At 60.8% G+C, this 21,962-nt stretch carries 22 protein-coding genes; 7 read left to right on the top strand and 15 right to left on the bottom strand.

Annotated features, from left to right (window positions below; all coding sequences use genetic code 11):
* The first annotated feature begins 115 nt into the window (after positions 1-115).
* The 3 genes from ACZ1HH_RS04950 to ACZ1HH_RS04940 all read left to right on the top strand — a co-directional run bounded on the left by ACZ1HH_RS04950 (position 116) and on the right by ACZ1HH_RS04940 (position 2,918).
* Positions 116-661: a tetratricopeptide repeat protein gene (locus tag ACZ1HH_RS04950; RefSeq protein ID WP_416368243.1), complete on the top strand. Its 546-nt coding sequence runs from the start codon at positions 116-118 to the stop codon at positions 659-661.
* Positions 662-739: 78 nt separating this feature from the next.
* Positions 740-1,843, top strand: coding sequence for a flagellar motor switch protein FliG (locus tag ACZ1HH_RS04945; RefSeq protein WP_011538352.1), 1,104 nt, complete (start codon positions 740-742; stop codon positions 1,841-1,843).
* Between the two features lie 154 nt (positions 1,844-1,997).
* On the top strand, positions 1,998-2,918 hold the full coding sequence (locus ACZ1HH_RS04940) for a lysophospholipid acyltransferase family protein (RefSeq protein ID WP_472636028.1): 921 nt from the start codon (positions 1,998-2,000) through the stop codon (positions 2,916-2,918).
* Between the two features lie 3 nt (positions 2,919-2,921).
* On the opposite strand, the gene ACZ1HH_RS04935 is transcribed toward ACZ1HH_RS04940, so the two are convergent.
* On the bottom strand, positions 2,922-3,629 hold the full coding sequence (locus tag ACZ1HH_RS04935) for a DUF1223 domain-containing protein (protein WP_472636027.1): 708 nt from the start codon (positions 3,627-3,629) through the stop codon (positions 2,922-2,924).
* Positions 3,630-3,848: 219 nt separating this feature from the next.
* On the opposite strand from ACZ1HH_RS04935, the gene acnA reads away from it, so the two are divergent.
* The 3 genes from acnA (at position 3,849) to ACZ1HH_RS04920 (ending at position 7,973) form a co-directional block, all read left to right on the top strand.
* Positions 3,849-6,596 carry an aconitate hydratase AcnA gene (gene acnA, locus ACZ1HH_RS04930; protein ID WP_472636026.1) on the top strand — a complete coding sequence of 916 codons (2,748 nt, stop codon included), beginning with the start codon at positions 3,849-3,851 and terminating at the stop codon, positions 6,594-6,596.
* Between the two features lie 140 nt (positions 6,597-6,736).
* Positions 6,737-7,084, top strand: coding sequence for an antibiotic biosynthesis monooxygenase family protein (locus tag ACZ1HH_RS04925; protein ID WP_011538348.1), 348 nt, complete (start codon positions 6,737-6,739; stop codon positions 7,082-7,084).
* A gap of 184 nt (positions 7,085-7,268) precedes the next feature.
* Positions 7,269-7,973: an SDR family NAD(P)-dependent oxidoreductase gene (locus ACZ1HH_RS04920; protein ID WP_472636025.1), complete on the top strand. Its 705-nt coding sequence runs from the start codon at positions 7,269-7,271 to the stop codon at positions 7,971-7,973.
* 2 nt (positions 7,974-7,975) lie between these two features.
* On the opposite strand, the gene ACZ1HH_RS04915 is transcribed toward ACZ1HH_RS04920, so the two are convergent.
* The 9 genes from ACZ1HH_RS04915 to yajC all read right to left on the bottom strand — a co-directional run bounded on the left by ACZ1HH_RS04915 (position 7,976) and on the right by yajC (position 14,338).
* Entirely contained in the window at positions 7,976-8,512 is a 537-nt protein-coding gene (locus tag ACZ1HH_RS04915) for a DsbE family thiol:disulfide interchange protein (RefSeq protein ID WP_472636024.1), read from the bottom strand.
* Positions 8,505-8,660: a heme exporter protein CcmD gene (ccmD, locus tag ACZ1HH_RS04910; protein WP_011538345.1), complete on the bottom strand. Its 156-nt coding sequence runs from the start codon at positions 8,658-8,660 to the stop codon at positions 8,505-8,507. Before ccmD ends, ACZ1HH_RS04915 begins: the two co-directional genes overlap by 8 nt.
* Entirely contained in the window at positions 8,653-9,387 is a 735-nt protein-coding gene (locus ACZ1HH_RS04905) for a heme ABC transporter permease (protein WP_472636023.1), read from the bottom strand. Before ACZ1HH_RS04905 ends, ccmD begins: the two co-directional genes overlap by 8 nt.
* A gap of 44 nt (positions 9,388-9,431) precedes the next feature.
* Entirely contained in the window at positions 9,432-10,088 is a 657-nt protein-coding gene (gene ccmB, locus ACZ1HH_RS04900; RefSeq protein ID WP_011538343.1) for a heme exporter protein CcmB, read from the bottom strand.
* Positions 10,085-10,699 (bottom strand): heme ABC exporter ATP-binding protein CcmA, encoded by a 615-nt coding sequence (gene ccmA, locus ACZ1HH_RS04895; protein WP_416368235.1) that lies wholly within the window; start codon positions 10,697-10,699, stop codon positions 10,085-10,087. Before ccmA ends, ccmB begins: the two co-directional genes overlap by 4 nt.
* An 84-nt stretch (positions 10,700-10,783) precedes the next feature.
* Positions 10,784-11,137 (bottom strand): Mth938-like domain-containing protein, encoded by a 354-nt coding sequence (locus ACZ1HH_RS04890; RefSeq protein ID WP_011538341.1) that lies wholly within the window; start codon positions 11,135-11,137, stop codon positions 10,784-10,786.
* 245 nt (positions 11,138-11,382) lie between these two features.
* Positions 11,383-12,351 (bottom strand): protein translocase subunit SecF, encoded by a 969-nt coding sequence (gene secF / locus ACZ1HH_RS04885; RefSeq protein WP_011538340.1) that lies wholly within the window; start codon positions 12,349-12,351, stop codon positions 11,383-11,385.
* 3 nt (positions 12,352-12,354) lie between these two features.
* Positions 12,355-14,019 (bottom strand): protein translocase subunit SecD, encoded by a 1,665-nt coding sequence (gene secD, locus ACZ1HH_RS04880; protein ID WP_472636022.1) that lies wholly within the window; start codon positions 14,017-14,019, stop codon positions 12,355-12,357.
* A 34-nt stretch (positions 14,020-14,053) separates the two neighbouring features.
* Entirely contained in the window at positions 14,054-14,338 is a 285-nt protein-coding gene (yajC, locus tag ACZ1HH_RS04875) for a preprotein translocase subunit YajC (RefSeq protein ID WP_011538338.1), read from the bottom strand.
* A 255-nt stretch (positions 14,339-14,593) separates the two neighbouring features.
* Here yajC and serS point away from each other — a divergent pair, with 255 nt between their 5' ends.
* Positions 14,594-15,886, top strand: a complete 1,293-nt coding sequence (serS, locus tag ACZ1HH_RS04870) for a serine--tRNA ligase (protein WP_011538337.1) — start codon at positions 14,594-14,596, stop codon at positions 15,884-15,886.
* A gap of 119 nt (positions 15,887-16,005) precedes the next feature.
* On the opposite strand, the gene ACZ1HH_RS04865 is transcribed toward serS, so the two are convergent.
* The 5 genes from ACZ1HH_RS04865 to ACZ1HH_RS04845 form a co-directional block, all read right to left on the bottom strand.
* Positions 16,006-16,662, bottom strand: a complete 657-nt coding sequence (locus ACZ1HH_RS04865) for a helix-hairpin-helix domain-containing protein (protein ID WP_472636021.1) — start codon at positions 16,660-16,662, stop codon at positions 16,006-16,008.
* Positions 16,663-16,782: 120 nt separating this feature from the next.
* Complete coding sequence (locus ACZ1HH_RS04860) at positions 16,783-17,736, bottom strand: fatty acid desaturase (RefSeq protein WP_472636020.1); 954 nt, start codon at positions 17,734-17,736, stop codon at positions 16,783-16,785.
* Between the two features lie 249 nt (positions 17,737-17,985).
* On the bottom strand, positions 17,986-19,464 hold the full coding sequence (gene der / locus ACZ1HH_RS04855; protein WP_011538334.1) for a ribosome biogenesis GTPase Der: 1,479 nt from the start codon (positions 19,462-19,464) through the stop codon (positions 17,986-17,988).
* A gap of 314 nt (positions 19,465-19,778) precedes the next feature.
* On the bottom strand, positions 19,779-21,104 hold the full coding sequence (locus tag ACZ1HH_RS04850) for a PQQ-like beta-propeller repeat protein (protein ID WP_472636019.1): 1,326 nt from the start codon (positions 21,102-21,104) through the stop codon (positions 19,779-19,781).
* A 68-nt stretch (positions 21,105-21,172) separates the two neighbouring features.
* Entirely contained in the window at positions 21,173-21,841 is a 669-nt protein-coding gene (locus tag ACZ1HH_RS04845) for a hypothetical protein (RefSeq protein WP_472636018.1), read from the bottom strand.
* Positions 21,842-21,962: the final 121 nt, after the last annotated feature.

The following is a 21,962-nucleotide window of genomic DNA, read 5'->3' as shown; positions in this document are numbered from 1 at the left end:
CCCCGCCCTCCCCGGCGGGGTTTTTCTTTTACCCCCTCACAGCTTCGTGAAAACAAAATTTGGACGATCCGCGCGTTTTCAACGTAATTTGTGCAACAACAGATAGGAGATCTTCATGCGTTTCACGGCCCTCGCGCTTGCACTTGCCCTACCCCTCTCTCTGCCGGTTGCGGGACTTGCCGCAGGTGGGGATACCACCACGCCGCCAAAGCCCTCCGACACCACCAAGGAATGCTGGGGCAAACGGGTCTGGGATGACGAAGCCAAGAAATGCGTCAAACCCGAAGAATCATCCCTCAATGGCCAAGAGCTCCTAGAGACCGCGCGCGAGCTCGCCTATCTCGAACGCTTTGACGATGCCCAGGCTGTACTGGCCGCGCACCCCGTGCAGACGGATAGCAGGGTTATGACCTATTGGGGCTTCACACATCGCAAATTGGGCCACAGCGATATTGCTTTGGACTATTACACCCGCGCAATTGCGCAGAACCCCGACAATATTCTTGCCCGCAGTTATATGGCGCAAGGCTTTGTAGAGACGGGGGAATATGCCAAGGCACTGGCGGAATGGAAGGAAATCAAGGCCCGCGGCGGCGAAGGCACATGGGCTGAAACCTCGCTCCGGCATGCAATTCAGACGGGTGTCACGGTTAACTACTAAGCTTCAGGCTTTCTTTACGGCTGAAGGTTTATCTTGTGACCTGACAGAAAGAGAATCTTTTCGGGTCAAGGTTCAAGAATGGAACAATCATCAGCCTTAGCGCTCCCCATGGCATCTCCGGATATGGGGCTTGGCGATTTCTCGCCAGCACCACCGGCACCTGCTCTATCGGGGGGCGTCCCTCAGTTAAGCGGCAAAGCCAAAGCCGCCATCGTCGTGCGACTTCTCCTCAACGAGGGGGCAGATGTGCCCCTGGAAGAGTTGCCCGATGATCTCCAGCTGGAGCTCACGCAGCAGATGGGCAAAATGCGTTTGGTCGATCGCCAGACGTTGCACGCGGTTGCGGCCGAATTTGCGGAGCAGTTGGAAAACGTCGGCCTGTCCTTCCCCAACGGTCTTGCCGGTGCGCTGACCGCGATGGAAGGCAAAATCAGCCGTCACACCCATAGCCGTCTGCGCAAAGAAGCCGGAGTGCGCCAGTTCGGCGATCCTTGGGAGCGGCTGCGCAAGCTCCCCCCAGAGGAGCTCGCGGAACTAGCAAAGGCCGAAAGCACCGAGGTTGCAGCCGTCCTGCTCTCCAAGATCGACACGGCCAAGGCGGCCGAGATGCTGCAACATCTGCCCGGTCCTCTGGCCCGGCGGATCACCTATGCCGTCAGCCAGACCAGCAATGTCACGCCCGATACAGTGGATCGCATCGGCCTGTCGCTGGCCTCGCAGATCGAAGCACGTCCGCAAATGGCCTTTGAACAAACGCCTGGCCAACGCGTTGGCGCGATTCTGACCCAATCGGCCGCTGCCAAGCGCGAGGAGGTGCTGACCGCGCTCGACGAAGAGGATCAGGAGTTCGCCACAGATGTGCGCAAGTCGATCTTCACCTTCGCCCTGATCGCAGAGAAGGTCGAACCGGTGGATGTGCCAAAGCTGGTGCGCGCCCTTGGCCCGCAAGAGATCACCACCGCGATTGCCTTTGCCACCAGAGACGACGATGTGGCCTCGGTCAACTTCCTGCTCGAAAACATGTCGTCCCGTATGGCCAACAACCTGCGCGAAGAGGCCAATCAGCTTGGCCGCGTGAAGCAGGCCGATGGCGAGGCTGCCTTTGGACTCATCGTCAACATGTTGCGCGAGATGGTCGTCAATGGCGATATCGAGCTGAAATCAGACGAAGAAGAGGAATGATCTGAGAAATTGGGCGCCCTGCGTCCTCCCCCGTCGGACCTCCAGATGCCCGCGCCCCGGTGGCGCGGGTTTCTATTTTGCGCTTTCTTGTGCATCCCGGCGCAGCTCAGTATGATCCGGCCTTGCAATCCCTCCAGCAGGAGCCCCAACCCAGATGCCCGTAGCTCAGTCGGAGCTGGTTTTTTCTCAGCGTGCAAAATACTTTGCCAGCAACCTTGTGCTGCGCGCCCTGATCGGCGGGCTAAAGCTCATCCCTTATCGCTGGCGCGTGCCTTCCATGGGCTGGATCCTGCGTATGCTGGCGCCCTTGGTGGGGTTCCACAAACGCGTGCGCCGGAACCTCGAATATACCCGCCCGGACCTGAGCAATGCCGAGGTGAACCGGCTCTGTCATGAGGTGGCCGACAACGTGGGGCGCACCCTCGCCGAACTTTATGCAGGCAAACCTTTCTGGGCCCGCGCAAACGCCGCAGACATCAGCGGCCCCGGTCTAGCAGCCTTGAAGCGCGCGCAGGCCGAAGGTCGCCCGGTGATCCTGGTGACAGGCCATTTTGGCAATTATGACGCCGCGCGTTCAAAGCTGGTGCAGATGGGTTTCGACATGGGATCGCTCTATCGGCGCATGGCCAATCCCTATTTCAACGAACACTACGTCAAAGCGATCTCGGCCACCGGCAAGCCCATGTTTGAACAGGGAAAACGCGGGATGGTCGAAATGGTGCGTCACCTGAAAGCCGGGGGCAATATTGCAATTGTCGCGGATATGCACGCGATGGGCGGGACCTATCTGCCCTTCTTCGGTCGCCCGGCCCTGACCTCCACCGTACCGGCGGAGCTTGCGTTGAAATACAATGCCACCTTTATCCCGATCTACGGCATCAGGCGCGAAAACGGGATGGATTTTGACGTGGTTGTGGCCGAAGAGATCGCCCATTCAGACCCGGTGACCATGACCCAGGCGGTCTGCGATGATCTGGAGCAGCGCATTCGCGCCCATATGGGCCAGTGGTTTTGGCTGCACCGGCGCTGGAAGCCGATGCATGACACACCACACCCGGATTACCCGGAGCGCTGAGGGTCACTCCACCCGTGCGGCCGCAAAAATCGGACCGAAGGGCCATTCCTGCACCAACACCGCCGCCGGAAGATCTCCTACAAAGGTTGTAGTGACCTCGAGCGGCTCTGCACCGGTCCACTCGGCCAGCACCTCGAGGCTCTCGACGATATTGGCATAGTCGACGGTGTTGCCGGCCAACTCGCCGCGTTTGATCTCCACCCGTTCCAACGGCATGTAGCGCACCAGCTGCACACGGAACTGACCGCTCATGCCATCCGGGAGCGCAGGTGCGGAGACCGTGAGCTGCTCCTCTGAGCGCCCCGTGGTCAGCTGCACCTTTGGTTTTTGACCAAGATAGCCGCTGAGCGCTTCGGAGACCTCCATCACATCGGCGCCCACCACATCCTCGCGCCCCATGATGATCATCTGCGGGGTGTAGATCATGTTGCGCCCCCCCACATGCGCATAGCCACGCTGGCGGTCGGTATAGGCGGGATCTGCAAAGATATCGGCCCAGCCGATATAGTCCCAGTAATCCACATGGAAGGCCAAGGGCAGCACGTCCTGGCGCTCTGCCAAATGCTTCACCAGCTCGTCTGCGGGCGGACAGGAGGAACATCCTTGCGAGGTGAAGAGTTCAATCACCACCGGAGCCGGATCGGCAGAAGCCGGGCCGGAGGCAGCCAGAACCGCAGAGATCACCAGAGAGGAAAGCGCAATACGCCGCATGAGTCGCCTATCAGATTGTTTGACTAACGGTTTAGTCCTGCCGCCGCTCAATGGCCAATCAATCATTCTTGAGAGGCTGTCGCAAAACGCGGTGCGTATATTGTATTCCTTGGTATACATTTCTATATCTCAGCATGTCATACCTATTGAACGACTTGCCTGCATCGTGCAGACAAAAAGAGCAGCGAAGTCCCAATTCCATTCTCGAGGGAGGCCAACATGCCCATCACCGTCGGACAGGACACAGCCAAAACACGCAAAACATTGAGCGTGAACGGAAAATCTATTTCTTATTACTCCATTCCAGCCGCAACAGACGCCGGATATGGTGATTTCACCAAACTGCCTGCAGCCCTGAAAGTGGTGCTTGAGAACCTCTTGAGGTTTGAAGATGGCGGTTTTTCGGTCTCGACCGACGACATCAAGGCGTTTGGCGACTGGGCCAAAAACGGCGGGAAGAACCCGCGCGAGATCGCCTATCGCCCGGCGCGCGTCCTGATGCAGGACTTCACCGGTGTGCCTGCGGTGGTCGATCTGGCCGCGATGCGTGACGGGATCAAGACCCTTGGCGGGGATGCCAACAAGATCAACCCGCTGGTGCCTGTCGATCTGGTGATCGACCACTCGGTGATGATCGACGAATTTGGCAACCCGCGCGCCTTTCAGATGAATGTGGACCGCGAATATGAGCGCAATATGGAGCGCTACCAATTCCTGAAATGGGGCCAAGGCGCGTTCAACAACTTCCGCGTGGTGCCACCCGGCACCGGCATCTGCCATCAGGTGAACCTTGAATATCTGGCCCAGACCGTCTGGTCAGATGTTGACCAAAACGGCGAGGAAGTGGCGTATCCGGATACGCTTGTGGGCACCGACAGCCACACCACCATGGTCAATGGCGCGGCTGTGCTTGGCTGGGGCGTGGGCGGGATCGAGGCCGAGGCCGCGATGCTAGGCCAGCCGATCTCCATGCTGATCCCCGAGGTTGTGGGTTTTGAACTGACCGGCGAGATGGTTGAAGGCACCACCGGCACAGACCTTGTACTCAAGGTGGTGGAGATGCTGCGCGAGCTCGGCGTGGTGGGCAAATTCGTGGAATTCTATGGCTCTGGCCTTGACAACCTGCCGCTGGCGGATCGTGCCACCATTGCCAATATGGCACCGGAATATGGCGCGACCTGCGGCTTTTTCCCGATCGACAAGGAAACCATCCGCTACCTGCGCAACACCGGCCGCGACGAGGACCGCATCGCGCTGGTCGAGGCTTATGCCAAGGAAAACGGTTTCTGGCGCGATGAGACCTACGCGCCGATTTACACCGAGACACTGAGCCTCGACATGGGCACCATCGTGCCGGCAATCTCTGGCCCCAAACGCCCGCAGGACTATGTGGCGCTGGACGGCGCAGCGCAGGCCTTCAAACAGGTGGTATCGGAGTATCGCGGTGTGGATGCGTCAGCCAACGCAGCCGAGATGGCGTCAGAGGGCCCTGCCCCGACCGCACCGGCGGATCCGTGCAAATCGCACCCCGTCAAAGGCGAAGACTTTGCGTTGCGCGACGGCTCGGTGGTGATTGCCTCCATCACCTCCTGCACCAATACCTCGAACCCCTATGTGATGATCGGGGCCGGTCTGGTGGCGAAAAAGGCGCATGAACTGGGCCTCAACCGAAAACCCTGGGTCAAAACCTCGCTGGCTCCGGGCTCTCAGGTGGTCTCGGCATACCTTGAGGCCGCAGGGCTGCAAAAGCATCTGGATGCGATCGGGTTCAACCTCGTGGGCTATGGCTGCACCACCTGCATCGGCAACTCCGGCCCGATCCAGAAAGAGTTCTCCGAGGCGATTGCCGAGGGCGATCTGGTCGCCACCTCGGTGCTGTCGGGCAACCGCAACTTTGAGGGCCGCATCAGCCCGGATGTGCGCGCCAACTACCTCGCCTCGCCGCCGCTGGTGGTCGCCTACGCACTGGCGGGCGACATGAACGTGGATCTCGCACGCGATCCGCTCGGCCAGGACAAAGACGGCAATGACGTCTACCTGAAGGACATCTGGCCCACCCAGAAGGAAATCGCCGATCTGGTCGAGGCCACTGTGACCCGCGAGGCGTTTCAGTCCAAATACGCCGATGTCTTCAAGGGTGACGAAAAATGGCAAAGCGTGGAGACCACTGAGGCCGAGACGTACGACTGGCCCGCTGCCTCGACCTATATTCAAAACCCGCCCTATTTTCAGGGCATGGGCCCAGAGCCGGGCAAGATTCAGGACGTCATCGGCGCCAAGCCTCTGTTGATTCTCGGGGATATGGTCACCACCGACCATATCTCTCCGGCGGGGTCTTTTGCGACCACCACACCGGCGGGCAAATACCTGCTGGACCGTCAAGTGCAGCCGCGCGAGTTCAACTCTTATGGCTCGCGTCGCGGCAACCACGAGATCATGATGCGCGGCACCTTCGCCAATATCCGGATCAAGAACGAGATGCTCGACGGTGTTGAGGGCGGCTATACCAAAGGTCCAGATGGTGCGCAGACCTCGGTCTATGAGGCGTCGATGGCGCATCAGGAGGCTGGCACCCCGCTCGTGGTGTTTGGCGGCGAACAATATGGCGCCGGATCCTCGCGTGACTGGGCGGCCAAGGGCACCGCGCTCTTGGGGGTGAAGGCTGTTATTGCCGAGAGTTTCGAGCGTATTCACCGCTCCAACCTCGTGGGCATGGGCGTGATCCCGTTCGAGTTCACCGGAGGCGACACCCGCAAATCGCTCAAGCTCACCGGCGATGAAACGGTTGATATTCGGGGCCTGGAGACCGTGACACCGCTGCAGGAGGTCGAGTGCGACATCACCTATGGCGACGGAAGCAAAAAGACCATCACCTTGAAGTGCCGCATCGATACCGCGCCCGAGATCGAATACATCGAGAACGGCGGCGTGCTGCACTATGTGCTGCGCAACCTGGCCAAGAGCTGAGGTCAGGGACAATTTGCCAAAGACAACTGAGGGTGGCCAGTCGGCCACCCTTTTTATTCTACCATTGCGCTGGTAATGGAAGGCTAACGGAACCTGTGATAGAGTGATTCAGGTCCAGAGTATTGTGTGCGGGGCGAAGAATGATCGCTGCTTTTACGAGGTTTTTCCCGAACCGGGAGCATTTCGACGAGGTCCTCGAACGTGCCGTTGTGATGGCCCGGGACGAGGAAAAATGCCGTGTGGGCTGCCTTGAGACCCGTCTGTTCTGCGATCGTGACGGCGGCGAGATCACCACCGTAAGCCTCTGGGAAAGCATGGAAATCCTCGAGGAGTACCTGGTAAAGGTGACATCTGATGGCTCCTTGATGGAGTTTCAGTCCCACTATCTTCGCCGCGAGATCGACACCAATGTCTACGAGACCGTCGATCTGGGGGTGAATGCCCAACTGCCCAAAGAGACCGAGCTTCAGCGTCGTTTCGGCACCTGAACTGAACGGTCGCCTTACCGCTCGGTCAGTGCCCTCTGCCGGAAGTCAGATTGATGACAGGCGGAGCCAAAGGCTCAACCGGAGGTACAGCCCGATTTCAAGCCTGAAATAAATCCTGAGGCCAAACAAACGCTGGTGCGGAGCGCCTTAGCTCAAGGTGCACGGCAAACCCAAAGAGGATCTCATGATGCGCACTGTTTTGGTTACGGGCGGCACCTATGGTCTTGGACTGGCTATCGCGGCGCGGTTTGCACCTGACCACAATGTCCTGCGCTCTTTTAAGAAGACGCCGCCTCGCGACGATCTGGAGGCGCAACCCAACGTCGTCTCCTGCGCTTGCGACTTGCTACAGGACGCTGCAGCCGAGGATCTTGTCGCGCAGGCCATGGATCAATTTGGCCGCATCGATGTCATCGTGAACAACGCGGGCCTCGTGCAGAGCACGCCCAAGGCGCAGTTTGATCTCTCAGAGCACCGGAAGGTGTTTGAACTCAACTCCATTGCGCCGCAGGCCGTTCTGGCGGCCGCCTTGCCGCATTTGCGTCCGGGGGCCGCGATCGTCAATATTTCCTCGGTTAATGCCACCCTGCCGCCACGCGACGCGGCCAGCTATGGGGCGAGCAAGGCTGCGCTCAACCTCTGGACCAAAGCCATGGCAAAGGAACTTGGCCCCGAAGGAATCCGCGTCAATGCAGTCGCGCCCGGCGCCATCAATGTGCCGGAGGCGCCTCGCTCCGAAGAGCTCACGCAGATTTTTGTGAAAGACACGGCGCTGGGGCGCATCGGCACACCCGACGACATCGCCAAGGCCGTGCGTTTTCTCGCCTCCGAGGAGGCGAGCTTTATCACTGGCGAAATCCTGACGGTCGCGGGCGGCTACCGGCTCTGAGCTTACTGGGCCGCGCGCTCCATGGCGGGGCGAATGGTCTCTTCCAGAACCCGGCTGGTAATCGGCCCGGCAAAGCGCAGAACCACCGTGCCGTCGCCGTCGATGACATACGTTTCGGGCACGCCATACAGCCCCCAATCCAGCGCCATACGTCCCTGTTCATCCCGACCCACACCGGCATAGGGATCGCCGAGTTCCTCGAGGAAACTCTGGGCATTGGCCAGCTGATCCTTGTAGTTCACGCCGTAGATCGGCACGCCTTCCTCGGAAAGCGCGGTCAAGCTCGGGTGTTCGGCGCGGCAGGGGCCACACCAGCTCGCCCAGTAATTGACAAGCTTTACGGTGCCGTCGCGCAGGGTGGCATCGTCAAAGCTCTCTTTGCCGGGAAAATCGCTGAGCGCGACGGAGGGCGCTGCTTTGCCTTCGCGCGCCGAGGGCAGACTTTCGGGATCGTCGCGGCCCATGCCCACGAGGGCAAGGCCAACAAAGCCGGAAAAGACGACCACTGGAATAGCCATCATCAAAGAGATCCTAGCCATTTCGGCGCACCCTTTCCTCAACGTCTTTGAGCGCAGCGCGCACCTTGGCCCCGCGCAGGAAGGTCACGACCAGGAGTGCGACCAGCAACACCAGCGAGACAGCATAGGCCGAAAGAACCGTTTCTGCGTATTTTCCCAAATCAGGCATCCATCATCCTTTCGCGTGCGATCAGCGCCGACATCCGGCGCGCGCGGATCTCGGTACCGGTGCGATAGAGTACCAGCGCGATAAAAAGCGCCCCGAACCCGGCCATGCAGGTATAGAGCGGAAAGGCAAAGACATCGGCGACGTTTTCTTCCTTGTCGAGCGACAGCGACGCCCCCTGGTGCAGGCCCTGATTCCAGAAATTCACCGCATACCGCGAGAGCACCGCAAAAACAGACCCCACAAGGCAGAGGATCGACGTCAGATCCGCTGCGGTATCGCCATTATCGATCGCTTCCCAGAGCGCGATATAGCCAATGTAGAACAGGAACAGCACCAGAAAGGACGTCAGCCGCGGGTCCCACGCCCACCACGTGCCCCACATCGGTTGCCCCCAGATGGCGCCGGTAACGAGGGCAATCAGTGTCATCACAACGCCCACGGGCGCGGCTGCCTTCGCCGCCAGTGCGCTCACGTGATGTCGGCGGATCACCCAGATCAGCGAGGCCACCAGCATCATGAACCAGGCGTTGATCGCCATCAGCGCCGCAGGCACATGCAGATAGATGATCTTGACCGTCGAACCCTGGCGGTAATCATCGGGTGTAAAAAAGAACCCCCAGATCAGCCCGCTCACGATGAGCAGAGCTGAAATGCCCCAAAGGGCAGGCAGCACACGCTCACTGGTGCGCAGGAATTTCTTTGGATTGGCGTATTCCCAGATCGACATGGTGGCTATCTAGCTCTTGTTCTTGGTCATCACAATCACCTGTCCTAGCGCAAATTGACGCGCAGGACGGCAGCAGAGGCAAAGGGCAACAGGGCGATGGTGCCAAGGGTGATCCCCCCAAGCATCAACATGGGGGTTTCTACCGCAAGCCCCGCCGCTCCCCGACGCGCCACTTCGGCGCCAAAGATCAGGGTCGGCACATAGAGCGGCATCACCAGCAGCGACAACAACAAACCGCCCCGCTTGAGCCCGACGGTCAGGGCCGCGCCAAACGTGCCCACAACCGAAAGTGCCGGCGTGCCCAGCAAAAGCGACAGGGTGATCCAGAGATAGCCGCCCGCCGGAAGGCCGAGCAGGACGCCCAGCACGGGGGCTGCCAGCACCAAGGGCAGCCCCGTGGTCAACCAATGTGCCAGTGCCTTGATGCTGAGGACCCCTTCAAGCGGCAGCGGGGCCGTGGCCAAAAGGTCCAGCGAGCCATCCTCCCAATCCAGCGCCAGAAGGCGATCGAGTGACAACAGACACGCCAGCAAGGCCCCGAGCCATAAAACGCCCGGTGCAATCTTTGCCAATGTCTCGGCCTCGGGGCCGACCGAGAAAGGCACCATCACGGTCACGATCAGGAAAAACGCAAGCCCAAGCCCAAATCCCCCGCCGGCCCGCAACGCCAGCCGCAGATCCCGCATCAAGAGTGCAATCACAAGAAGCCCCCCAGATCCTCGGCGTCCAGCGCCGGAAGCTTGGCCTTAAAGGGACCAAGGTCCAGCACCCTGCCCTCGATCCCAAGGTCGATATGGGTCGCCATGATCGCCGCTCCGCCCGACGCCAGATGGGCGCGGATGCTTGAGGCAAACAATTGCACAGAGGCTGCATCAAGGCTCACGGTCGGCTCATCCAGGATCCACAGCCGCCGCCCCGTCACCATGAGCCGCGCCAAGGAAAGCCTGCGTTTCTGCCCCGCCGAGAGCCCGCCGGCCGGGCGATGCTGTAGCGCCTCGAGATTAAACGCCGCGATGGCCACTGCAGGGTCGCCCCCCGCAAAGACACGCGACCAGAACGACAGGTTCTCGGCTACGGTCAAAGTGAGTTTTACCCCATCCGCATGGGCGGCATAGGCAATATCCTCGGCGTCCCCGAGGATCTCGCCCGCCAAAGGCGGCTGCAGACGCGCCAGCGTGCGCAGAAGCGTGGTTTTGCCGATCCCGTTGGGCCCGCGCAGCACAAGCGCCTCACCGCCCGACAACGCGAAGTTCACCCCCGCGAGCACCGGCAGCCCGCCCCGGCTGACCCCTAGATCCCTGACCTCAATCATGCGTGTCCCGATATATCGCTTGCGCAGCCTGCCGCGCCACGGCGCACTCTGCGCATCAAAAGCTCAGCGCATCCTTGCGCCAGATCAAACCGGCAATGCCGCCAGTGCAATCCGCCGCCCTTCAGAGAGCAAGACGTTATAGGTCCTGCAGGCCGCCGGAGAATTCATCACCTCAACGCCCAGTCCCTCTGCCTCAAGCGCCTGTCGCAAGGCGCCTGGAATATGCGCAATCTCTGCCCCGGTGCCGATGAACAGAACATCCACCTCCCCCGCCAACGCCAAGAGCGGTTCAGCGTCCTCATAGCCCCCCCACGCGGACGTGCCCTTGGCCCCGGTCAACATGGCCCCTTCCTTGATTTCTCCGCCGACGCGAAAGAAACCCGGCCCATAGCCATCAATGGGCAAAGCATCCGAATAAACCACTTCGTTAAGGCGCATCACGATCTCCTGTCAGAGCGTTTGGCCCTTTCCTTACCATGCCAGCCCCCCCTTCGAAACCGACAACTGCGGCTCTGTGGCGATGCCCCACACCGGGTCGTCATGCGCACATACCAAGCGTGCGTGGGCTTCTTCTAACCCCAAATATCCCGGGGGTCCGGGGGCAGCGCCCCCGGTCAAAGATCTAGAAACGAAACAGCCGCGACACCAGGTCGCGGCTGCCTCCTCATCTCGAACCACAGGGATCAGGCATCAATATTGGCGAACTGATTTCCGGTGGTGTCGTTGTTCTTGCTCCAGTCACGCTTCACGCCAAGCCACAACAGGATCGTGGAGGCCACAAAGATCGACGAATAGGTGCCGACGATAACGCCCCAGATCATCGCAAAGACAAACCCGCGGATCACATCGCCACCCAGAACATAGAGCGAGATCAAGGCCAGAAGCGTTGTCACCGAGGTCATCACGGTCCGGCTCAGAGTCTCGTTGATCGAGATATTGAGCACCTCGGCCAGCGGCTTTTTCTTGTAGCGACGCAGGTTCTCGCGCACGCGGTCAAACACGACCACCGTATCATTCAGCGAATACCCCACGATGGTCAGGAGCGCCGCGATGATGGCCAGATCGAATTTGATCTGCAGTTCCGAGAACACGCCGATGGTCAGGATGACGTCATGCACAAGGGCGGCCACCGCGCCGAGGGCAAACTGCCACTCGAACCGCAGCCAGATGTAGATCAGAACCGCGCCAATCGCCAAGGCCACCGCGATCACGGCCGTTTGCACCAACTCGCCCGAGACCTTGGGCCCGACGCTTTCGACAGAGATGAACTTGATCCCCGGCGCCACCGCGTCGAGCGCGCCCTGCACCGCTGCGATCACATCGCTGGAGAGCGCCTCGCCATCTTCCTGCGCCTCAATGCGGATCATGGCGACATGCTGATCTTCGTCAAAAGTTGGATCAAACACCTCGGTGATGGTGATGTCACCTAGCTCCAGAGGCGCGATGGCCTCGCGGTAGACGCCGATGTCGAGATCCTGCGTCGCCTCGGTGCGGATGGTGGTACCGCCCCGAAAGTCGATCCCAAAGTTCAGCCCCTGGATGGCAAAGGAGGCAAAGCCGATCACAACCATCATCGCCGAGATGCCGAGCCAGAGCTTCCAGAGCCTGAAGAAGTCGAAGGAGGTGCCTTCGCGAACCAGTTTCAAGCGCATCAGTTATACCTCGATGGTTTTTGGACGGCGACGTTCGAACCACATCACGATGATCAGTCGGGTGACAAAGATCGCGGTGAAAACGGACGTAAGAATGCCGAGGCCAAGCGTGATTGCAAACCCACGCACCGGACCGGAGCCCATTGCAAACAGGATCACGGCGGTGATGAACGTGGTGATATTGGCGTCCACAATCGCCGAGAGCGCCTTGGAGTAGCCCTCATCGATGGCGCGGGCCGGACCACGGCCGGCCTTCAGCTCTTCGCGGATGCGCTCAAAGATCAGCACGTTGGCGTCGACCGCCATACCAACCGTCAAGACGATCCCGGCGATACCCGGCAGGGTCAGCGTGCCGCCAATCAGGCTCAGCGCGCCAAAGATCAGCGCGATGTTCAGGATCAAGGCAACATTGGCAAAGACCCCAAAGAGCCCATAGCTCAGCATCATGAAAACCAGCACCCCGGCAAAGGCGACCACAGTGGCAACCTTGCCCGCGTCGATGCTGTCCTGGCCCAGTTCCGGGCCGATGGTGCGCTCTTCGAGAAACTCGAGCTTTGCAGGCAGGGCACCGGCGCGCAAAAGCACCGCAAGCTGTGTGCTTTCCTCGACGGTGAAGTTCCCGGTGATGATGCCCGACCCGCCTGGAATATGCGACCGGATCACAGGGGCAGAGATCACCTCATCATCAAGCACGATGGCAAAGGGGGCGCCGATGTTCTGAGCGGTGTAATCACCGAATTTGCGCGCCCCAGCCGTATTGAAGCGGAAGTTCACCGCCGGCTGGCCGTTCTGGTCAAATGCGGGCTGCGCGTCCACCAGCTCTTCGCCGGTGACGACAGGCGCCGTTTCAACCGTGTAATAGGTGCCCGGCTCATCCAGCGAGGGGATCACCTTGTTGCCGATCCCGGCGTTTGCCTCGGCGTCAGAGCCTCGGCTCACAACCGGGTTGAAGGTCAGCTGCGCGGTGGTGCCGATGATTTCCTTCAGCTCCGCTGCAGAGCCGATACCTGGCACCTGAATGAGAATACGGTCGCTGCCCTGACGCTGGATCGTGGGTTCACGGGTGCCCACCTCGTCGATCCGGCGGCGAATAATCTCGAGCGACTGGCGGACCGTACGGTCATCGGAGGCGAGTTTTTCCTCTTCAGAGAGCGAGACGGTGATGACATCGCCCTGGCCGCTCACCGTGATGTCGGTGGCGCCGGCCCCCGTGAGCGATGTCACCGGGTTGGCCAGCCCACGCACCAGTTCAAGCGCGCGGCTCATGCCCGCCTCATCTGACAGGCGCAGGCGGATCTGATCCGCCGGGGCGTCGGGAATACGGCGGAACGTACCGATGGTTGCGCGCTCATCGCGCAGGGTGTTGCGGACCTCGGGCCAGAGCGCGTCCATGCGGGCGGCATAAACGTCGCCCACCTGCACTTCGGCCAGAAGATGCGCGCCACCGCGCAGATCGAGACCGAGGTTTACCAGCCCCGAAGGCATCCACTCGGGCCATTGCGCGGCCACATCCAGACGCTCCGGTGTTTCGACTTCAAGCTCGATCGCGGCCCAGGCGTCATTGGATTGCTCTACACGGGTGTAGAACGCATTGGGCAGGGCAGCCAAAAGGCCGGCCACACAGACCAGCCAGATGAGAACCCTCTTCCAGGTATCAATTTGCAGCATTACCCTGCCTTTTTCGTTGCCTCAGCGGCGGGGTTCAGGATGCGGGCTCGGTCTTGTTCAGCACCTGAGCGATGGTGGATTTCACCACGCGCACCTTCACGCCCTCTGCGATCTCGATCTCAAGCTCGCCGTCTTCCTTGACCTTGGAGACCTTGCCGATCACGCCACCCTGGGTGACAACCTGGTCGCCACGGCGCAGGGCCTCGACCATGTTCTGATGCTGCTTCATTTTCTTCTGCTGCGGACGAATGAGCAGGAAGTACATGATCGCAAAGATCAGGATCAGCGGGATAAACTGGGCGATTGCGCCACCTTCCATGGGGTATTTCCTTCTGTCTTTGGGGGCCACGTCAGCGCCCGGATTTTGCGTGGAACCTATGCGGTGCATCAGGGCTTTGCAAGGCGGGGCGATGCTGTTCTGGTGCCGGAATACGTTCTGAGGGGCGCTTTTCGTCCATCTATGCCACACCACGCGCCACAGGGCCTGGAACACAGCCCCTGCCCCCTTCCCCTTCGCGCCCCTCTCGGGCATAGCTAGCGTCACTGATTCAAACTGCATCACAGGAGCAGACCCATGCATGATATCCGTGCAATCCGCGAGAATCCGGCCGCTTTCGACGCCGCCCTGGCCCGTCGTGGAGACTCTGCCCTGTCGTCTCAGGTGCTGGAACTCGACGAGGCCCGCCGCGCCAAGATCCTCGCGGCCGAAACCGCTCAGGCCGACCAGAACAAGGCCGCCAAAGCCATCGGCGCCGCCAAGGCGAAGGGCGATGAGGCCGAGTTTGAACGCCTGCGCGCCGAAGTGGCCGACAAGAAGGCCGAAGTGGCCGCCATGCAGGCCGAAGCCAAGGAGTTGGATGCCAAGCTCACCGACATGCTCGCGCGCATCCCCAATAGCCCGGCCGAAGATGTGCCGGACGGCGCAGACGAGGACGACAACGTCGAGGTAAAGCGCTGGGGCGATGTGCCCGCGTTCGATTTTGACCCCAAGGAGCATTTCGAGATCGCCGGTGTCGCCAAGGCGATGGACTTTGAAACCGCTGCCAAGATCTCCGGCTCGCGCTTTGTGGTGCTGAAAGGCGCTGTCGCACGGATCCACCGCGCACTGGCGCAGTTCATGGTCGACACCCATGTCGACGAAAACGGCCTCACCGAGGTGAACTCGCCCGTGCTGGTGCGGGATGAGGCCATGTATGGCACCGACAAGCTGCCGAAATTCGGCGAGGACAGCTATCAGACCACCAATGGCTGGTGGCTGGTGCCCACTTCCGAGGTGCCGCTGACCTATTCGGTGGCCGGAGACGTCATCGACGAGGCCGCGCTGCCGATCCGCTACACCGCGCATACGCTGTGTTTCCGCTCGGAAGCAGGCTCCGCGGGCAAGGACACCTCGGGCATGCTGCGCCAGCACCAGTTCGAGAAGGTCGAAATGGTGTCGATCGTGCATCCCGAGACCTCCGACGAGGAGCAAAAGCGCATGTTGGGCTGCGCCGAGGGCATTCTGGAAAAGCTCGGCATTCCCTATCGCACCGTCGTGCTCTGCACCGGCGACATGGGCTTTGGCGCGCGTCGCACCTATGACATCGAGGCCTGGGTGCCGGGGCAAAACACCTATCGTGAGATTTCTTCGGTTTCGACCACGGGCGACTTTCAGGCCCGCCGCATGAACGCGCGCTTCAAGCCCGCAGATGGGGGCAAGCCGGAGTTCCTGCACACGCTCAATGGCTCCGGTCTGGCGGTGGGGCGCTGTCTCATTGCGGTGCTCGAAAACGGCCAGCAGGCGGATGGGTCGGTAAAACTGCCTGACGCGCTTGCGCCTTATCTTGGCGGCAAGTTGACCTTGACCGCAGAGGGCCAACTGGCCTGATCTAAACCGCCTGCCGGGCCGAGGGGTGTCCCCCAGCCCATCGCAACAGAGCGTTAAAACAGAAAAACCGGTGCGACATCGCACCGGTTTTTTCACTCAAAGGCCCTAAGCCACAAAGTCTATTTGTCTTTCTTCTTTTTCTTGGCTTTTTTGCTCTTCTTTGGTTTTTCGTCCGATTGCTCCTTGAGGATTTTCTTCGCCTTGGCTTTCTCCTTGGCGATTTCCTTCTTGGCTTTGGTCTTTTCCTTGGCGGCTTTGGAGGAGGCTTTTTCCTTGGCCTCAGCAAACTGGGCCATCAGCGCCTTGGCCTTCTTGGCAGCTTTGGCCGCCTTGGCCTCGGCCTTGGCTGCTTTTTCTTCCGCCGCCAGACGTGCGGCCTCTGCCGCTGCGACCGCACTTTGCAGGCTTTCGCGGGTCTCTTCCTCAGAAGCGTTCACGCCTGCCTTTACGGCCTTGGCCGCAGACTGCGCCGCATCCTTTGCGGCCTCCACCGCCTTGAGCTTGGCCGGTTTAACGCGGGCGGTGCGGGGCTTGGCTGGGGCTTTGGCACGCGCCGTAGATTTGGCCGCGCGTGGGGCCGCAGGTTCTGCGGCTACCTTGGTCATGTCTTGCGCGGCGGCTTTCAGGCGTTGAGCGCGCGCAACCCCCAGCCGGGGCACCGCCGTCAACTCGGCTTCGGATCGTGCAGCGACATCTTCAACACTGCGAATACCGTGATCCTGCAAAGCCTTCGCCAATGCCGGCCCGACGCCTGGGAGTCTCAAAATTGGGGTCATGCGTTCCTCGTTCCTCACAACTGCCTGAAGTCAATCACATCCCGAGCGTAGCACCGGGTTCGACGATCTGTCCAACCTCTCATGCGTACGGATTGTGCGCAGCAACCTTGCGGCCTTTTCTCAGCTCGGGAAAGGTACCAGACGTTTTTGCTTTTCATCCCAGAGCTTCAGACCAAGCGCGCGGATCGCCTCGCGAAACTTGATCCGACGCAGCGCCATATGTTCGGGCATATTGTGATGGCACTGGCGCAGCCGATAACACGGGATGCGCGCGTTATAATGGTGGATGTCGTGCAGGGTGATATTGGCCACGGCAAAATCGAAAAACCACCCGAAATCCAGGCAGGACGATCCCTGCAAGGCCGCATCGCGCGGATCGAGATCGGGACGCCGGTCCCAATAGGTATCCTCGAAATTATGCTGCAAATAGACGAGGAACACCCCGATCATGCCACCCAGAAAAGAGAACCCAAGCCAGATCCAAAGCCCCTCTGTCCCGGCCAGCAGATAGAGCCCATAGAGCAGAGCGATGATGGCGATGTTGTGCAGGAGCACCGGAAAAACGCCGAATTCAACCGTGTTTTTGGGCCAGCGGTAGCGGACAAAATAGGTGAACGCCGCACCGAGGGGCACAAGCACAAATGGATTGCGATAGAGCCGGTAGAGCACCCGCTCCAAGAACCCCGCCCGGTTCCACTCCTCGACCGTCATCGTATGGATCTCGCCGGTTTCGCGGTGTTCGAGATTGCCCACATTGGCGTGATGCAGGTTGTGATTTTGCTTCATCACCTCAAAGGGAGCGAAGGTGAAAGGCGAGAGCACATGCCCCGCGAATTCGTTCTGTGCCCGGGTTTCAAAGAGAGAATGATGCCCGGTGTCGTGCTGCAGCACATAAAGCCGCACGGCGCTGAAGGCAAAAACAATGCCCGCAGGCCACATCACAAACCATAGATTTGAATAGGTAATCGCCAGATAGAGGCTCGTAAAATAGACAACGAAGGTTCCAAAGTAGTTCAACGCGGCGAGCCGGTTGTCCTTTTTGGTGTACTGGCGTGTGTAGGCTCTCAGATCCATGTCTGACCCCATAAATACGCTCTGTGACACCCGCGTGACTGCGGTGTCCGATTAAATCACTTCCATATAGTTAATATGCATACGGTCTAAGACAAGTCCCAGGGCGCAGATTGGCAACCGCAGCCCCCACACGCAAACGCCACAGCCGGTTCAACAACCGGCTGGGGGGATGAGAGTCACGGCAGAGGAAAGGCAGGATCTGGCGCGGCACGCCTGTTTGCACGCCGCACCCCGTTCAGATCGGGTCGCTCAGCTCTTGCGGCCTTCAAGGTGTTTGCGAAGACGCGAGGGCGTCGACTTTTTCTTGCCCTTATAGGGGTTCTTGTCCCCCTGACCGCGCAACGTCAGACGAATGGGCGTGCCCGGCATATCAAAATCTTCCCGCAGCCCGTTCACCAGATAGCGGTTGTAACTCGCGGGCATTTTGTCGGGATGCGAGCACATCACCACAAATCCCGGCGGACGGGTCTTGGCTTGGGTCATGTAGCGCAGCTTGATGCGCTTGCCCTGCGGTGCGGGCGGCGGGTGCTGTTCCAGCATCCCCGCAAGCCAACGGTTGAGCGCAGCCGTCGGCACCCGACGGTTCCACACGTCATGGGCTTTCATGATTGCGGCATGCAGCCGGTCTAGCCCCCGGCCCGTCTTGGCCGAAACCGTGACCAGAGGCGCGCCGCGCAGCTGCGGCAACAGGCGCTCGAAGGCTTCTTTCAGCGCTTTGAGCTTTTCCTGCTTTTCGTCCTCGATGTCCCATTTGTTGACCGCGATCACCACCGCGCGCCCCTCGCGCTCGGCAAGGTCCGCAATCCGCAGATCCTGCTGTTCAAACGGGATCGCCGCATCAAGCAAAACCACCACGACCTCGGCAAATTTCACCGCGCGCAGGCCATCGGAGACCGAGAGTTTCTCGAGCTTTTCCTGCACCTTGGCCTTCTTGCGCATGCCAGCGGTGTCAAAGATTCGCATCGGCGTGCCGGACCAGTCGATCTTGAGGCTGATGGCATCGCGGGTGATCCCGGCTTCGGGACCGGTCAAGAGACGGTCCTCGCCAAGGATCTTGTTGATCAGCGTGGATTTCCCGGCATTCGGGCGCCCGACAACGGCCACCTGAAGCGGCTTTTCAAGTGTCGGAACCGGCGTGGCCGCGATCTCTTCGCCCGCGTTGAACGCCTCGTTTTCATCCTCGTCGAGGACCACATCCGTTTCGGGCGCGGTCTCCTCGGCGAGCTTTTCGAACTTTTCCGAAACCGGCAGCAGTTCGGAATAGAGATCATTCAGCCCTTCGCCATGCTCACCGGACATGCGGATCGGCTCCCCCAGCCCGAGGCCATAGGCCTCCAGCACGCCCGCATCCGCCGCAGACCCTTCGGATTTATTCGCCGCCAGAATGACATGCGCGGATTTCTTGCGCAGGATCTCGGCAAAAACCTCATCGGTGGGTGTCACGCCTGCGCGCGCATCGATCAGGAACAGGCACACATCGGCCATTTCCACCGCACGTTCGGTGAGGCGGCGCATGCGGCCCTCGAGGCTGTTGTCGGTTGCATCTTCCAGACCGGCGCTGTCGATCACCGTAAAGCGCAGATCGCCCAGCCGTGCCTCGCCCTCGCGCAGGTCGCGCGTGACTCCGGGCTGGTCATCAACCAGCGCGAGTTTCTTGCCGACAAGGCGGTTGAACAAAGTGGACTTGCCCACATTTGGGCGCCCCACGATGGCGAGCGTAAACGACATGGAACAGAACTTTCCGTGATGGGTGAACCGCGCGCATAGCGTATCTTTGCTGCACACGCCAGTAAATAAATTCAAACGCGCCCATGGTAGAGAAATTTGCCGCGGTCACGCGTCTTGCAGAGGTCAGAGCCTGAATGCCCAGGCGCGCTCGCCTTCCTGAGACCGCGCCAGAAACACGCGTAAGGGCACAGTTGAAGCAGCAGCGTCGATCCAACCAGAACCAATGCCGTCTTGCGCCCGGCCTCACCGCGCCGAAGGTGCGCCCCCCGGCGATGCGCAAGGCGCAGCGCAAAACCTCGGGTCAGAAGTCTCTCTTAGCGAAAGGCCGCGAGCTGGCCATCACGCGTCACCACATAAAGCGTGCCATTGGCCACGACGGGCTCCGTCGTGGCACCGCCCTTGATCTCGACGGTGCGGGTCTGCCGACCATCGACCGGATCAAAGAAGCGCAAAAGCCCATCATTGGAGGCCACCACCAGTTGACCGCCAGCGAGAATGGGGCCGTGATGCGCTACGATCTCTGCGCGTTTGCGGGGCTTGTCTTTCAGGTAGCCCGGCAGATCCACAGACCAGATCGGACTGCCATCATTGGCACTGAGGCGCATCAGCTGGCTGCGGTCACTGACAAAGAACAGGCTACCGCCCGTCGCCCAGACTGGGCCGAACGTGCCTTCAAACGCGGTCCAGAGGCGATCGCCCGAGTCCACATCAAAGGCCGCGGTACGCCCCGACTGGTTACCGACATAAACACGATTTCCATCCATGAAGGGGGCGCCGGTCACATCTCCGATCTGCGAAATCGCGCTCCCGGTGCGCGCACCAGACACGGATGCGATCCAGCGACGGAACCCTCCGCGACGGAACGTGCCGATCAGATCCCCCGAGCCAAAGGCAAAGATCGAGATCTCGGAGCCCACCACAGGCGCCGGAGCGCCCAGGATGTTGGACGCGCTTGGCGTCGCTTCCAGTTGCCAGGCGATACGCCCATCCTTCGTGTCAATCACCCAGGCGGTGTCATCCCCGGCCACCAGATACAGAAGCCCATCGCGAATCGTGGGGCTGCCAGAGCCGGTTGCGTCCAGTTCCTGTCGCCACACCGGCGCGCCGGTTTTTGCATCAAGCGCGCTCAGGACGCCAAAGCCCGACGACACATAAAGCACGCCATCCGCGTAAGCGATGCCGCCTCCCGTGGCATCGTCCGCATCATCACTGGCCGGCTCGATGGTGCGCTGCCACAAGACGGCGCCAGCGGGCGATACCGCAGATACGGTCGAGGCCGCATCGAGCGTATAGATCCGGCCTCCGCCCACCACGGGAGCTGCGGTGATGCGCTGTTTGCGGCTGTCGCCTGCGCCAATATTGGTGGACCAGACCAGCGCCGGTGCCGCCGAGAGCGCCGCATGGGCGGTGCGCGTGGTCGGCTGACCCGGACTTTGCTGCCACGCGGTGTTGGTCACGACGCGGGGCAATGAGATGGCGACCGAGCGGTTTGCGAACTCTCCGCCCCGGGCTTCGGCGCGGATGTCTTCGCGGGGGCCGCGCAGGATTTCCTCCGGCTCTGCGCAGCCCATCAAGAGTGCCGCCATCGCCGTCGCCATCACGCCCGCGCGCAGGCCAAAGCCACCTGGAATTGCCATCATCACTCCGCCCCTGTCACTTTCCATGGGTCATTATCACTGGTTCGGCCGCGTCCCGCCCGAACCCGACCTCAGCCTTCTTGCGCTGCTTCGTCCAGCGATCCACCGAGGGCCACAATCACTTGTGAAACCCGCTCTTGCAAGTCTCGAGACACACCGGCAGAGGCTGCGATGTCTCTCAGCCGCGCAAGCGCGGCTTCGGTCTCGCCTTCTTCGATGTCGAGAAGCGCCAGTTGCTCGCTGGCGAGGAACTGCATCGTCCCGCCGGCCGCGGCCAGTGTTTCTAGGCGCAAGCGGCGCTCTTCGGGGGCGAGGGTTTCAGCCTGCAGCGTCACCGATTTAAAAGCCGCAATGTCGCGATACACCTGCGCCAGATCGCCGTTCTGCGCGATCCCGTCGAGAAGGGCTGCGGCCTGTTCAACCTCGCCCGCATCCACAAGCGCTGCCGCCTGCGCAAAATCGACCACGGCCTGCGCCCCTGCCTGGTCTGCGGAAATCTCGGCAAGGGCCGCTGCGCGCGCATCGGGCGCATCTGAGGCGAGCGCGGCGGAGATCTTGTCGCCCACGTCCTGCGCCGCACCCACGGCCTTGGCATTGCTGTATTCGCGCCAGCTGGCGCCGCCCACGATCAGCAAAACAGCCGCAGCGCCAATCCAGCCATAGCGCTTGAGCATCAAGAACAGCCGGTCCCGGCGAACCTCTTCTGTGACCTCGTCGATAAAACTGTCGGTATCGCTCATAAAAACGGCCCCTGTCCCGCAAGTCTTTCCGCCCCTGCGTGGTGCGGATAATATATGTGTCGATGTGACATAGCCTGTGGCGCGCAGCAAGCCAAGTCCCCTCGGCTGCGCGTAAAAATGC

It is taken from the genome of Epibacterium sp. HA2-3 (genome assembly GCF_055693725.2).
This window is presented reverse-complemented; position numbering and strand designations above follow the sequence as displayed.